The 12,300-nt window shown below is 68.8% G+C and carries 14 protein-coding genes and 1 tRNA gene; 5 read left to right on the top strand and 10 right to left on the bottom strand.

Features of this window, described 5'->3' with window-relative positions; genetic code table 11:
• Entirely contained in the window at positions 1–831 is an 831-nt protein-coding gene (locus ACYVJH_RS06785; protein WP_460453854.1) for a GAF domain-containing protein, read from the bottom strand.
• A gap of 111 nt (positions 832–942) precedes the next feature.
• Complete coding sequence (locus ACYVJH_RS06780) at positions 943–1,767, bottom strand: DUF6689 family protein (protein WP_460453853.1); 825 nt, start codon at positions 1,765–1,767, stop codon at positions 943–945.
• A gap of 262 nt (positions 1,768–2,029) precedes the next feature.
• On the opposite strand from ACYVJH_RS06780, the gene ACYVJH_RS06775 reads away from it, so the two are divergent.
• Positions 2,030–4,531 carry a S8 family peptidase gene (locus tag ACYVJH_RS06775; RefSeq protein ID WP_460453852.1) on the top strand — a complete coding sequence of 834 codons (2,502 nt, stop codon included), beginning with the start codon at positions 2,030–2,032 and terminating at the stop codon, positions 4,529–4,531.
• A gap of 66 nt (positions 4,532–4,597) precedes the next feature.
• Here the strand turns inward: ACYVJH_RS06775 and ACYVJH_RS06770 are convergent, their stop codons facing one another.
• The 4 genes from ACYVJH_RS06770 to ACYVJH_RS06755 all read right to left on the bottom strand — a co-directional run bounded on the left by ACYVJH_RS06770 (position 4,598) and on the right by ACYVJH_RS06755 (position 6,372).
• On the bottom strand, positions 4,598–5,155 hold the full coding sequence (locus ACYVJH_RS06770) for a lipocalin family protein (protein ID WP_460453851.1): 558 nt from the start codon (positions 5,153–5,155) through the stop codon (positions 4,598–4,600).
• Positions 5,156–5,228: 73 nt separating this feature from the next.
• Positions 5,229–5,585 (bottom strand): hypothetical protein, encoded by a 357-nt coding sequence (locus ACYVJH_RS06765; RefSeq protein WP_460453850.1) that lies wholly within the window; start codon positions 5,583–5,585, stop codon positions 5,229–5,231.
• A gap of 14 nt (positions 5,586–5,599) precedes the next feature.
• Entirely contained in the window at positions 5,600–6,118 is a 519-nt protein-coding gene (locus ACYVJH_RS06760) for a DUF1993 domain-containing protein (protein WP_460453849.1), read from the bottom strand.
• A gap of 178 nt (positions 6,119–6,296) precedes the next feature.
• Positions 6,297–6,372, bottom strand: a tRNA-Phe gene (locus ACYVJH_RS06755).
• Positions 6,373–6,573: 201 nt separating this feature from the next.
• Here ACYVJH_RS06755 and ACYVJH_RS06750 point away from each other — a divergent pair.
• On the top strand, positions 6,574–7,008 hold the full coding sequence (locus ACYVJH_RS06750) for a DUF6491 family protein (protein ID WP_460453848.1): 435 nt from the start codon (positions 6,574–6,576) through the stop codon (positions 7,006–7,008).
• A 9-nt stretch (positions 7,009–7,017) separates the two neighbouring features.
• On the opposite strand, the gene ACYVJH_RS06745 is transcribed toward ACYVJH_RS06750, so the two are convergent.
• The 4 genes from ACYVJH_RS06745 to ftsY are packed head-to-tail and all read right to left on the bottom strand — an operon-like array spanning position 7,018 to position 10,555.
• The gene (locus ACYVJH_RS06745; protein ID WP_460453847.1) at positions 7,018–7,290 is read right to left on the bottom strand and encodes an oxidative damage protection protein; all 273 of its coding nucleotides are present in this window, start codon (positions 7,288–7,290) and stop codon (positions 7,018–7,020) included.
• A complete protein-coding gene (mutY, locus tag ACYVJH_RS06740) occupies positions 7,287–8,327 on the bottom strand; it encodes an A/G-specific adenine glycosylase (protein WP_460453846.1) in 1,041 nt (346 codons plus the stop codon). Before mutY ends, ACYVJH_RS06745 begins: the two co-directional genes overlap by 4 nt.
• Entirely contained in the window at positions 8,324–9,481 is a 1,158-nt protein-coding gene (locus ACYVJH_RS06735; RefSeq protein ID WP_460453845.1) for an AsmA family protein, read from the bottom strand. The genes mutY and ACYVJH_RS06735 overlap by 4 nt, the downstream gene beginning before the upstream one ends.
• Positions 9,482–10,555, bottom strand: a complete 1,074-nt coding sequence (gene ftsY / locus ACYVJH_RS06730) for a signal recognition particle-docking protein FtsY (RefSeq protein ID WP_460453844.1) — start codon at positions 10,553–10,555, stop codon at positions 9,482–9,484.
• A gap of 57 nt (positions 10,556–10,612) precedes the next feature.
• Here ftsY and rsmD point away from each other — a divergent pair, with 57 nt between their 5' ends.
• The 3 genes from rsmD to ACYVJH_RS06715 are packed head-to-tail and all read left to right on the top strand — an operon-like array spanning position 10,613 to position 12,258.
• Complete coding sequence (gene rsmD, locus ACYVJH_RS06725; RefSeq protein WP_460453843.1) at positions 10,613–11,185, top strand: 16S rRNA (guanine(966)-N(2))-methyltransferase RsmD; 573 nt, start codon at positions 10,613–10,615, stop codon at positions 11,183–11,185.
• A 41-nt stretch (positions 11,186–11,226) separates the two neighbouring features.
• Positions 11,227–11,727 carry a pantetheine-phosphate adenylyltransferase gene (gene coaD / locus ACYVJH_RS06720; protein ID WP_460453842.1) on the top strand — a complete coding sequence of 167 codons (501 nt, stop codon included), beginning with the start codon at positions 11,227–11,229 and terminating at the stop codon, positions 11,725–11,727.
• Positions 11,728–11,754: 27 nt separating this feature from the next.
• Complete coding sequence (locus tag ACYVJH_RS06715) at positions 11,755–12,258, top strand: hypothetical protein (protein WP_460453841.1); 504 nt, start codon at positions 11,755–11,757, stop codon at positions 12,256–12,258.
• Positions 12,259–12,300 lie beyond the last annotated feature (42 nt).

Genomic DNA, 12,300 nt, shown 5'->3' with positions numbered 1-12,300 from the left:
TCACGCCGCCGTGCCGGTGGCGCCGGGCCAGCGAACCTGGCGCGCGACCTCGGCCAGGGCCAGTTCGCTGCGGCGTGCGGCCAGCCATAGCGCGGCGCGCTCGGCGAAGGCCGCCAGCAGGTCCAGTTCCAGCGTGGTAATGGCGTGGCCGGGCGCGCGGCTGTCGGCATAAGCGAGGCCGAGGACCTGCTTGTCCGTGACCAGCGGCAGGCAGACCAGGCTGCGCAGCCCACCCGCCACCACGGACGCGCGGCCGGCGAAGGCCGCGTCCTGGCCGGCATCGTTGATGACCACCGGCCTGCGTTCGCGCAGCGCCCTGTCCACCGCGCCCCGGCTGCCGCTGAATGCCGGTGCCGACAATGCCCGGTCGTCCAGGCCCTGCCAGGCGCGCACGACCGGACCTTCGGGCTGGTTGATCAGCAGGAAGCCGCGCTCGCAGTCGGCCAGATCGACCACGGCGGCCAGCGTCGCCTGGAGCAGGTCGCTGGGTGCCTGCGATTGTTCGATGGCGCGCTGGTGCAGCACCGAGGCGGTTTGCCGCGCGGCGCGGCGCTGGCCGGCGCGTGCGAGCGCCTGGTCGTCCAGTTCCGCCAGTTCGCAGGTGATATCGCCGAAGCGCAGCCAGGCGTTTGCCGGCAGCAGGCCTCCATCGGCGGGCAGGCCATTGACGAAACTGCCGTTCTTGCTGCCCAGGTCAATCAGGCGCCAAGCCTCTCCCTCGGGTTCGAAGCAGGCGTGGCTGCGTGATACCGAGGGGTGGTCGATCAGCAGGTCGCTGGGCGGGGCCCGGCCCACCTGCAGGCCGCGGCCTGCCGTCAGGAGGGCTTCCACCGCGGCTCCTTCGGGCAGATAGGCTGTGAGGCGGGCAGGCATGGCCCATCTTGGCCCCAGCCACTGGGGCCTCGCAATGGCAGCGGCGACGGGCCGGGCCCGCGCCGGTGCTCAGGGACCGTAATCGCGCAGGTAGCCGATGCTGAAGGCCAGGGTGTCGAGCCCGGAGAGCAGCTCGCCGGCGATGTTCGCGACGTCGCGCGTCGCGCGCCAGTCGTCCGGGATGTGGGTTCCGGCACGCGCCGAAACCCGCGAACGCATGGCATCCACCAGGGCATTGGCAGCGGCGAAGTCCTGCACGGCCACGGCGTCTTCGATGCCGTCGATCATCGCCACCAGGGGGGCTTCTTCGCTGGCGGCCAGCAGGCCGGCCTGGTCGCGCAGGATCTGGATCTTCTGGGCGACCACCGCGTCGGTCGGGCGCAGGTCGAGCGCCACGATGAACTGCGAGAAGCCACCCGTGGTGCCGCGGGTGCGCACGCTGCCCGGTTCAACCGCATTGGTGATGTCGCGGAATGCCCCGCCCAGCGGCGCCTTGAACAGGCGCAGGCGCGAGCCGGCGGTGTAGGGCAGCGCATGGGTGTGCACCTCGACGTGCACCCGGCGCTCGAAGCTCAGGCCGCCCAGCGTGGGCGGTTCGACCGTGATCATCAGCGGCAGTTCGGTCGGCACCGACACCAGGCCGCTGGGCAGGCGCGCCAGCAGGGCCGGGGCGCTGACGGACACAAGCTGGGCATCCAGGCCCAGCGACGCGGCCGAGAGCCCGGTGGAGCCGTCGAAATCCAGCTGGAGGTCGGCCAGCGGCGAGAGTTCCGGCCCGATGCGGACGTCGGCGGTGTCGCCGGAGATGGAAACGTCCAGCGGCAGCACCTGGGCGTGGGCGGCAGGTGCCGCCAGCAGCAGGGCGAGGGCGAAATTCTGGATCAGCCTGGTCATGCGGATGTCCCCCTGTGGGAAGCGTTTCAATGTGGCGCATCCGATGCGCCGCATGCCGTCCTGGGTGGTCCGGTGGCAAGCGTGGCCCCGGCTCCATGAATCCTTGTGTAACCGAGCCTAAAACCAAAACACCCGCGTGTCTCTAGGTGATTTCCCCCAGGCCGGGTGGGGGGTCTCCCGGATTTCCGGTCGTCCAGGCGGGGTAGAGGCTGTGCCTACCTTGCCGCGTCCGGCTTGGACGCACCCTTCCCGGAGAACCGCCATGTCTTCACGCCCGTCCCGAAAGATCCGCGTATCCGCCCTCGCCATCGGCCTCCTGGCCAGTGGCGTGGCCCTGGCCGATGCCCATCTCGACCCCCAGCTGGTCCAGAAGCTGGCCGGCGCACTGCCCACCGACGAACTGCAGGTTGTGGTGACCTACGAACAGTCCGGCCCGGTGACCCCTGCCCAGGTCCAGGCCCTGAAGGCCATCGGCATCGAGAAAGGTGTGACGATGCACACACTTCCGATCGCCGGTGCCCTGGCCACCCCGGCCGAGATCGCCGCGCTGCGCCAGCGCGACGACGTGGTGTCGATCTACCACAACGCCCCGCTGCGCTTCTTCAACAAGGAGCAGCGCGAGATTTCCGGCGCCGCCCGCGTCGTGCAGAACCCGAATGATTTCGGCAAGGCCATTCCCTACAGCGGCCGCGGCGTCACCGTGATGGTGAACGACTCGGGCATCGACGCCACCCATGAAGACCACAAGCTGGGTGAAAACGTCGTCGAGAACGTGCTCGCGCCGCAGAACATCCTGGCCGAACTGGCCACCATCGCCGCGCCCGGCATCGTGCCGATGACCTACATCGAGGGCCAGCCCAACACCGACCTCGGTTCCGGCCACGGCACCCATGTCGCCGGCACCATCGGCGGCACCGGCGAACGCTCCAACGGTCTGTACCGCGGTGTTGCCCCGGGCGCCGACATGATCGGCTACGGCTCGGGCGGCGTGCTGCTGATCCTGGACGCCGTCGGCGGCCTCGATTACGCCGCGACCCACCAGTTCAGCTTCGACGCGCCGGTCCGCGTGACCAGCAACTCCTGGGGCACCTCGGGCAAGTTCGACCCGCTCAACCCGGTGAACATTTCCACCTACGAGCTCTACAAGCGCGGCATCATCAGCGTGTTCGCGGCCGGCAACGACGGCCCGGGCGAAGACACCCACAACCCCTACGCGCAGGCGCCGTGGGTGGTGTCGGTCGGCGCGGGCGAGAAGGACGCCGTGCTGACGTCCTTCTCCTCGCGCGGCAAGCGCGGCGAATCGGGCACCTTCACCATGCCCGACGGCAAGGAGTGGACCTACTTCAACGAGCCGACGATCGTCGCCACGGGCGTGGACATCATTTCCACCCGCGCCCTGACCGGCGCCCTGCCGCCGCTGGCGGCCGAGCAGGACTCGGCCAACCTGGCGCCCGAGCACCTGGCGTTCTACACCCACTCCAGCGGCACCTCGATGGCCACCCCGCACGTGTCGGGCGTGATCGCGCTGATGCTGGAAGCCAACCCGGACCTGACCCCGGCCCAGATCAAGGCGATCCTGGAGGAAACCGCGACCAACATGACCGGCCGCCTGCCCTGGGAAGCCGGTGCCGGCCACCTCAACGCCTATGCGGCGGTGGCCATGTCGCAGGGCCTTCGTGACGACTACGGCCGCACCGTGAACCTGCTGCGCGAGTTCAACGCCAACGCGCTGCTGGCCCCGGGCGGCGACCCGCTGCCGTTCGAGATCTTCTTCTCGCCGGTGGGCGAAGTCGAAAGCCAGTCCTTCGAAGTCGGTGCCGACGTCGCCTGGGTCGCGGCCCGCGCGCAGGTGGACGCCAACACCATCGCGGTGGTGCTGACCGACCCCGACGGCGTGCGCTACGGCTCCTCGATCACCCTGCCGGTGCTGGGCGACACCGCGTCGACCGGCGCGCCGGGCAAGGCGGGCACCTGGACGGTCACCGTTCGCGGCATCGGTTCGGTGTCGGGCGCGGCGCTTGATCCTGCCGGCGTCACCAACGGTTATGCCGCCCCGGGCACGATTGCCGGCGAGATCAGCTTCCTCAAGAGCGCCGGCTTCACCGGCATGGACGATGTCGGCGACCACCCGGCCCGTCAGGCGATCGAATTCGCCGTGGCCAACCGCCTGGTGGACGGCTACTCGGACCGCAAGTTCCGCCCCGACCAGGCGCTGCGTCGCAGCGAACTGGCGCAGTACCTGGGCATGGGTGCGAGCATCCGCCAGTCGCTGCCGCTCGACGGCGGCACCAGCTTCGGCGACCTGTCGGTGTCGTCGCCGGCCTACGCCTACGCCGAAGCCGCCATCGCCAAGGGTGCGCCGCTGCGTGACCTGGCCTGGAACCAGGATGGCGTGATGCGCCTGGTCAACGGCGACTTCAAGCCCAGCGGCACCGTCAACCGTGCCGACCTGGCCTATGCGCTGGTGCAGTCCCAGGGCCTGCAGGCCGACGCCCGCGCCTTCGACGGCGAGCTGACCGCCTTCTTCAACGGCCAGCGCGTGCCGGTGAGGGATGCCGGCCAGGTGCCCGCCGACCTGCGCGGTTACGTGCAGCTGGCACTCGATACCGGCGTGCTCAATGCCCGCTTCGGCATCGAGCAGGGGCCGTTCGATCTGCAGCCGACGGTGGTGGCCTACTTCGATCCGAAGCAGTCGGTCACCCGGGCGGCCTACGCGGTGGCGGCGGGTCGTTACCTGACGCAGTTCCAGACCGCCGAGGACTGATTCTCCCCCTGGGTCCATCGGCTTTCTGATTCGGGCGGCCCGGTTACCGGGCCGCCCGTTCTTTTTTCAGTCCCGGTCTGCGTTGACGGGTGGGTTCACGACCACCAGATCATCCAGCTCGTAGCCGAAACCGCGGGCGCGGGCCTTGAGGCCCTCGAAGGTCCTCTTGTCCAGCCGCGGCTCGCGCGACAGGATCCAGAAGTACTTTAGGTCGGGCTCGCCGACCAGGGCCCACTGGTAGTCTTCGTCCAGCGCGATCACCCAATAGTCGGCCCAGACGAAGGGCAGGAAGGACAGCCACTTCGGCGCGAAGCGCACTTCCAGCTGCGCGGGGCTGTCGCCGGCCTGGCGGGCTTCGCCGTCGGACGACATGATTTCACCGTCCTGCTTCCGGCAGGCATTGACGACACGGATGTTGCCGTCTTCACGCAGGCTGTAGGTGGCCGTTATGTCGCCCACGCAGTCGTCTTCGAACCGGTTTGGCAGGCGGGCGATTTCGTGCCAGACGCCGGCGTAGCGCTGCAGGTCGAGATCGCGCACTGGCTGCAGCTCACGGGCATTGGCGGCGCCGGACACAAGGCCGGCGGCGCAGGCGAGGGCAATGAACAGGGCGGTGCGGATCATGGCGTGCTCCTTGCGGGATGACGCCGACCAGTGGGCGCCTCCGCAGGTACACCCATCGTGAACCGCCCCGCGATCAGCCCTCTTGTGGTTCGGCCTTGTTCATTTGCGCGGCCAGGTGGTCCTGGAAGGCGTCGAAGTCCATGCCATTGTCGGCGGCTTCCTGGTGTGCGGCGGCGCGCAGCGTTGCCGAGAACACCAGCGATACGTCCCGGCCCTCGGCGCGGGCGATGGCCGCGGCGCGCTTGAGGATGGCCAGTACGTGGGCGGCACTGGCCGATTCACCGACCATGCGTCCGTCCAGGCCCAGCACCCACTGCCCGTCCTTGAGCACGACGCCGCCCAGCAGCTTGCCGGCGGCATCACGCAGCTGTGCGTGCGGCTCGCCGAGGCGGTCGGCGGGGATCGGGTTGTTGCTGGCATTGCGCGACATCGGGCATTCCTGCTTCAGTTGATCGGGCCCAGGTAATCGAGCTTGCCGACCGGCACGCCATTGTGCCGCAGGATTCCGTAGGCCGTTGTGGCATGGAAGTGCAGGTTGGGCAGCACGAAGTCCCGGGCGTAGCTGGTGCCAGTGAACGTGAGCGGATACGGGCCCGCCTGGAAGCTGATGACGCGCCCTTCGCACCCTTCCAGCTTCGCGAGGTCCACGGACGCAATGAACTCCCGCGTACGGCGGATCCGGTCCTGCAGCTGGGCAAAGTCCTGTTCGTCGTCGGCGAAAGACGGGGCGTCTATTCCCGCGAGCCGGGCCGCGGCGCCCTTGGCGGTATCGCTGGCGCGCTGGACCTGGCCGGCCAGGGTCATCATGTCGGGAGCGAGCCGCGCCTGGACCAGCTGCACCGGATCGATGCCCGTCTCCTTCGCGTATGCCTCGCCCTTGGCGAGCACGTGGGAAAGATTGGCCAGCACGCGGTCGATGGCCGGGATGAGGAACGTGGAGAGCGTCAGCGAGGGCTGGGACATGGATTGATTCCGGACAGGAAGGGGCAAGCGGAGCATCGCGCCGCAGGCAGCGCGATGCCAGTCCCTGTATCGGGAAAGTGTGGACCAAACAGCCTGGGCGGCATGCGGGCGCCAACGCGGGCGCCGGAAAAAGAAAAACCGCACGGGGTGCGGTTTGGCATGCGCGCTTGCTTGAAGATGGTGGCCGGGGAGGGAATCGAACCCCCGACACGGGGATTTTCAATCCCCTGCTCTACCAACTGAGCTACCCGGCCATCCGTCGCACCGGCGGGGCCGGGCGAGCGGGAGATTCTAGCCGAGCCCCGGTCAGCGAGGCAAGCTGAATTGGCCCCGGCCGGGGCAATGCGGCTGTAAATGGGGTCTGAACGCCGGTTCCGGGCTTACTGGGCGCTTCACGCGCCCGGGAGTAGGGTTCATGCATGGCCCAGCACGGCCTGTGCACAAGGAGAACCACCATGAAAGCGCGTGTTGCCCTGATTACCCTCACCACCGCCCTGGCATTCGGACTGGCGCTGCCGGCCGCGGCCAGCTCCGACAACCCCGCCAAGGACGCCAAGCGCCTGGAGCTTCTGCAGGCCAATGCCGGCGAATCCCGGGACACGGTGAAGTTCCTTCGCCCGATGCACGGCTACGAAGTGGTCGATGCCCAGCATGTGCTGGTGTGGGAGACCCCGCACAAGGCCTGGCTGCTCGACCTGCGCGAGAGTGCGGCCTGCAACGGCCTCAATCGCGAGATCACGGTCGGTATCGAAGCGCTTTACGACACCCTCAACACCAGCAATGGTTACGTGGTCGGGGACCATGGCCTGCGTTGCCGGATCGAAGTGATCCGCGAGGTTGATGTAAAGGCCTGGAAGCAGGCCGAGCGCAAGGCCGGCATCCGCAGCTGACCGCGTGCTTCAGTCCGCCGGCGGCACGTAGCCGGCGGGCTTCTCGGCGCCATCCCCGAACAGGAACTTTTCCATTTCCGCTTCCAGGAAGGCGCGGTGCTTCGGGTCCATGGGCGAGAGCCGGTTCTCGTTGATCAGCATGGTCTGGTGTGCCAGCCACTGCTGCCAGGCTTCGCGGCCGATGTTGTCGAACACGCGCTTGCCCAGCGGGCCGGGCCAGGGCACGAAACCCAGGCCTTCGGTTTCAGTGCGGGTCTTGTGGCAGAACACGGTGCGACTCATGGTGGATTTCCCAGCAGTTTCTTGACGGGAGCCGGCAGGCCCAGTTCGTGCAATTGCTGCCTGGGCTGCCAGCGCAGGTCGGCATTATCCCCTTTCAGCGCGCCTGCGTCGGCCACCTGCCAGCGGCGCGGCTCGATGTGCAGCCGGTAGTGGCTGAAAACGTGTTCGAACACGGGCAGGTTTTCGCCGGCGTCGTAGTCGGCGGCGACGTTCGCGGCCAGCCAGTCGCGCGCGCCGTCGTGGCCTTCGGTTTCGGGCAGCGACCACAGGCCGGCCCATACACCTTTTTCGGGGCGCCGGGTCAGCAGCACGCGGCCCATTGAGTCCTCGATCCACAGCATCAGGGTGCGGCGCTGGGGCAGGGGTTTTCCGGGTTTGGATTCCGGTAGCTGTTCGACGCGACCCTCGCGCCGCGCGACGCACGCGTCCTGCAGCGGGCACAGCACGCAGGCCGGATCGTGGCGGGTGCACAGGGTGGCGCCAAAATCCATGATCGCCTGGGTGTAGTCGGCCATGCGCGAAGGCGGCAGGTGCGATTCGGCGATCAGCCAGAGTTTCTTTTCCACCGGCGAACTGCCGGGCCAGCCTTCGACGCCGTGGTAACGCGCCAGCGTGCGCTTGACGTTGCCATCGAGGATGGCGATGCGTTGTCCGTGCGCCTGCGCCAGGATCGCGCCGGCCGTGCTCCGGCCAATGCCCGGCAGGGCGGACAGGGCATCAAAATCGGCGGGCAGTTCGCCGCCATGCTCCTGCACGCACACCTGCGCGGCACGGTGCAGGTTGCGGGCCCGTGCGTAATAGCCCAGGCCGGCCCACAGCGCCATCACCCGGTCGGTGTGCGCGGCGGCCAGGTCGGGCAGCGTGGGCAGGGCATCGAGGAAGCGCTGGAAGTAGGGGATGACCGTCTGCACCTGGGTCTGCTGCAGCATGATTTCCGACAGCCATACCCGATAGGGCGAGCGTGGGTGCTGCCAGGGCAGGTCGTGGCGGCCGTCGCGGTCGAACCAGGCCAGCAGCCGATGCGCGAACTCGCTCATTCTTCGCTGGCCGCGGCCGGCTCCACGAGGTCGGCCTGGACGTTCTCCAGGGTGAAACCTTCGATCTCGAGCGAGGGGGCGGTGAAACGGCCGAGCATGGGCGGCAGCGGCGTGCGCGCTTCGTTGGCCAGCCAGGCCTGCAGGTCGGCGATCACCAGTCTTGCGTCGAGGCGGGTTTCACCGCGGGTGACTTCCAGCGAAAGCGGGTCGGACAGGTCCGCAGGGCCGTCATAGGCCAGGCTGAATTCCAGCGGCAGCTCGGCGCTGGCTTCTGGTTCGGGCAGGACCGGCCAGTCCTTCGGCCACCTGGGCATGGTGCCCGTCAGTGCCAGCGTGGCGGGTTCGCCGAAGTTGGCGCTGCCGGTGGCATTGAAGCTTGGCAGGGGAGAGTCGCCATCGAAGGACAAGGCCGCGATTTCGAGCTGGCTGCGTCCAGGTTCCGCATCGTTGGCGAAGTCGAACTGGCCGTCGACCGCCAGCGACCACGGGGCATCGAGTTCATCCTGGCCCACGCGTCCCGTGGCCTGCAGCTCGAAGGGTGATGCCAGGCCTGCGCGCCGTATTGACGAGACGGCTTCGAACGCGACGGACAAGGTTCCGCGCTCGAAGCGCCCCTTCGCATCGACCCGGAAGGGCCGGTCGGGCCTGAGCTCCGCGAACTCCAGGTCCAGTGCATGCATGCGCCAGTCGCTGCCAACCACGCGGCCATTGGTGACCAACACGCCCTGCGTCAGTGTCGGCAGCTTGAACGGGGCCTCGGGCCGCGATTGGCGCCAGTCGGCCAGGGCCGCGAGATCCAGCGCCGGCTGGTCGAGCTCGAAGCGGGTCACCACCACCTCCTCGCCGCCGCCCCAGATCGTGTCCCAGGGCAGGGAAACTTCGAGGCGCCTGGCCGTGAGCAGCGGCGCCGCGGCGCCGGGCTGGCGCGCGGTGAAGTTCGGCAGCAGCAGCCGGGGTTCGGGGCGCAGGGCGTAGTCGGGCGGGCCGTCGAAACTCAGCGCCAAACCCTGCGATTCGCCCAGCGCGGCCAGCACGGTGAGTGCCAGGCGCTGGGGCTGCAGCTGGCGGTCCACCCACCAGGCGGCCAACGCCAGCAGGGCCAGGCCGATCACCAGGAACAACGGCCAGCGGCGCTTGCGCGGGGCGTCGGCCATTCAGGCGGCGGGCGGCGCCGGCAGCAGGGCGTCGACGAAACCTTCGGGGTCGAAGATGCGCAGGTCCTCGGGTTTCTCGCCCAGGCCGATGAAACGGATCGGCAGCCCGAATTCCCGGGCCAGTGCAAACACGACGCCGCCCTTGGCGGTGCCGTCGAGCTTGGTCACCACCAGGCCGGTCACCTTCACCGCGGCGTGGAACTGCCGCAGCTGGTTCAGGGCGTTCTGCCCGGTGGTGCCGTCAATGACCATCAGCACTTCGTGCGGGGCGCGCTCGTCGAGCTTGGCCAGCACGCGGCGGATCTTGCCCAGTTCGGCCATCAGGCCCTGCTGGGTGTGCAGGCGGCCGGCGGTGTCGGCGATCAGCACGTCGATGCCTCGCGACTTCGCCGCCTGCAGGCCGTCGAAAGCCACCGAGGCCGGGTCGGCGTCCTGGCCCTGGGCAACCACCGGCACGTCGTTGCGTTCGCCCCAGATCTTGAGCTGTTCGACCGCGGCGGCGCGGAAGGTGTCGCCGGCGGCAAGCATCAGAGAATGGCCGTCGAGCTGGAAGCGGCGCGCCAGCTTGCCGATGGTGGTGGTCTTGCCGACGCCGTTCACGCCCACGGTCAGGATGACGAAGGGTTTGGCGGCCGGGTCGATTTCCAGGGGCTTTGCCACCGGCCGCAACATCGCCAACAGGTCGTTGCGCAGGGCCCGGAACAGGGCCGGCACGTCGGCGAAATCGCGGTCCTTCATGCGCTTGCGCAGGCGGTTCACCACTTCGGTGGTGGCCGGCACGCCCATGTCGGCGGTGATGAGCGCGGTTTCGATTTCGTCCAGCAGGTCTTCGTCCAGCTGCGGATTGCGCTGGAACAGGCCGCCCAGGCTGCGTGCGAGCAGGCTGCCGCCGAGCACGCCCTTCATGGCCTCGCGGCCCTCGGCGCGCTCGGCCTCCAGGCGCGCGGCCTTCTCCTCCTGGTGCACGGTGAAGGCGCGGGCCAGGTCGTCGGGGCTGAATCCGCCGCGCGCGGGCGCAGCCGGTCTGGCCGGTTCGGGGGCTTTTTCGGGCTTCTTCTTCAGGAAATCGAACATCGTGCTGCTTTCGCGGACAATGGTCGGAATGTTACCACCCGGCCCCCTGCCTCCCCGATGAACCAGCGACCCAACAACGGCCCTCCGGGCAGCGTACGCATCATCGCCGGCCACCTGCGCGGCTCGAAGCTGCCGGTGCCCGACCGCCCCGGCCTTCGGCCGACCTCCGAGCGGGTGCGCGAGACCCTGTTCAACTGGCTTCAGCCCCACCTGCACGGTGCCCGCGTGCTGGACCTGTTCGCCGGCACCGGCGCGCTGGGATTCGAGGCGGCGTCCCGGGGGGCCGCCGAGGTGCTGATGATCGAGCGCGACCCCGACCTGGCCCGGTCGCTGCGCGAGCAGGCCGCGCGCCTGAAGGTCGAGTCGGTGCGGGTGCTGGCCGAGGACGCCCTGGCCTGGCTGGGCCGCAGCCCGGGGCAGGCCTTCGACCTGGTGTTCCTGGACCCGCCCTTCGCCGCCGCGGCGTGGGAGCCGGCGGCCGCGGCCCTGGCGCCCTGGCTGGCAAACGGGGCGCTCATCTACGTCGAATGCCCACGCAACGTGACGCCTTCGCTGCCGCGGGGCTGGACGCTGCACCGCGAGGGCCATACGAGGGACGTGCACTTCGCGCTCTATCGCGCCGGAGACTGATACACTTCAAGCGAATCCATCCCGCAGGGCGACTGATCGGCATGAGCCAGGCCCGAACCCGCGTCGCGGTTTACCCCGGCACGTTCGATCCCATCACCAACGGACACATCGACCTGGTCGCCCGCGCGGCGCCGCTGTTCGACAAGGTGGTGGTGGGCATCGCCGAAAGTCCCGGCAAGAGCCCTGCCTTGCCCCTGGCCCAGCGGGTCGAACTGGCCCGCATTGCCCTGGCCGGCAATGACAACGTCGAAGTCGTCGGTTTCCATTCCCTGCTGGCCCATTTCGTGCATGAGATCGGCGCCGGCGTGCTGCTGCGCGGCCTGCGCGCGGTGTCGGACTTCGAGTACGAATTCCAGATGGCCAGCATGAACCGGCACCTGATCCCGGACGTCGAAACCCTGTTCCTGACGCCGGCCGAACAACACAGCTTCATTTCTTCCAGCCTGGTGCGCGAGGTCGCGCGTCTCGGCGGCGATGTTTCCGGGTTCGTGCACCCGGCCGTCGCGACCGCCCTGGCCGCCCGGTGGAAGCAGCCGCAGTAGTACACATTCAACATAAGAGGTATCGCCATGACCCGTGCTCTGATCCCCGTCGCCATGCTGCTTTCCGCCCTGGTGCTCTCGGGCTGCAAGAAGGAACAGGAAGTCGACGCCGCGCCGGTTCAGCTCGTCGCGCCGACCACCACTGACGACGCCGAATGGAAGGCTTACCTGGGCCAGGTGATCGGTCGCAACCAGGAAGGCGTGACCGACCGGGTGTTCTCCTACTACCTGCCGGTGGGCAGCGACGTCCCGGCCGAAGGTGACCAGGACGGCAAGACCATGTTCGACCGCCAGCTCGAGAACGTCACCATGGTCGTGCAGCGCACCGTGCTGCCCGGCAACATGCTGGCCTTCGGCTCACCCGACAGCACCAAGATGGCCGACCTGGTGGTGATGTCCTTCACCGACGCCGACCCGAGCGCCCTGGCGGGTTCGCAGGTGCTGTTCATCGGCAAGCCCGGGGACAGCCAGCGCGTGCAGGAAGCCGTCGAGGCCGCCGGCGCCAAGTACGTGTTCGTCGAGGTCAAGTAAGCCTCGTCGTGCCCACGTGGGCCCGCCGTTCGCCGGCGGGCC

The sequence above is a fragment of the Arenimonas aestuarii genome (genome assembly GCF_054781715.1).
The sequence above is the reverse complement of the archived record's forward strand: the minus strand, read 5'-3'. Positions and strand labels throughout refer to the sequence as shown.

Excerpts from the sequence above, each read along its gene's own strand:
- ACYVJH_RS06750 (WP_460453848.1), top strand. The coding sequence starts at position 6,574 with ATGAAAGCGCGTGTTGCCCTGATTACCCTCACCACCGCCCTGGCATTC.
- ACYVJH_RS06775 (WP_460453852.1), top strand. The coding sequence starts at position 2,030 with ATGTCTTCACGCCCGTCCCGAAAGATCCGCGTATCCGCCCTCGCCATC.
- ACYVJH_RS06765 (WP_460453850.1), bottom strand. The coding sequence starts at position 5,585 with ATGTCGCGCAATGCCAGCAACAACCCGATCCCCGCCGACCGCCTCGGC.
- ACYVJH_RS06735 (WP_460453845.1), bottom strand. The coding sequence starts at position 9,481 with ATGGCCGACGCCCCGCGCAAGCGCCGCTGGCCGTTGTTCCTGGTGATC.
- mutY (WP_460453846.1), bottom strand. The coding sequence starts at position 8,327 with ATGAGCGAGTTCGCGCATCGGCTGCTGGCCTGGTTCGACCGCGACGGC.
- ACYVJH_RS06780 (WP_460453853.1), bottom strand. The coding sequence starts at position 1,767 with ATGACCAGGCTGATCCAGAATTTCGCCCTCGCCCTGCTGCTGGCGGCA.
- ACYVJH_RS06770 (WP_460453851.1), bottom strand. The coding sequence starts at position 5,155 with ATGATCCGCACCGCCCTGTTCATTGCCCTCGCCTGCGCCGCCGGCCTT.
- rsmD (WP_460453843.1), top strand. The coding sequence starts at position 10,613 with ATGAACCAGCGACCCAACAACGGCCCTCCGGGCAGCGTACGCATCATC.
- ACYVJH_RS06715 (WP_460453841.1), top strand. The coding sequence starts at position 11,755 with ATGACCCGTGCTCTGATCCCCGTCGCCATGCTGCTTTCCGCCCTGGTG.
- ftsY (WP_460453844.1), bottom strand. The coding sequence starts at position 10,555 with ATGTTCGATTTCCTGAAGAAGAAGCCCGAAAAAGCCCCCGAACCGGCC.
- ACYVJH_RS06760 (WP_460453849.1), bottom strand. The coding sequence starts at position 6,118 with ATGTCCCAGCCCTCGCTGACGCTCTCCACGTTCCTCATCCCGGCCATC.
- coaD (WP_460453842.1), top strand. The coding sequence starts at position 11,227 with ATGAGCCAGGCCCGAACCCGCGTCGCGGTTTACCCCGGCACGTTCGAT.
- ACYVJH_RS06745 (WP_460453847.1), bottom strand. The coding sequence starts at position 7,290 with ATGAGTCGCACCGTGTTCTGCCACAAGACCCGCACTGAAACCGAAGGC.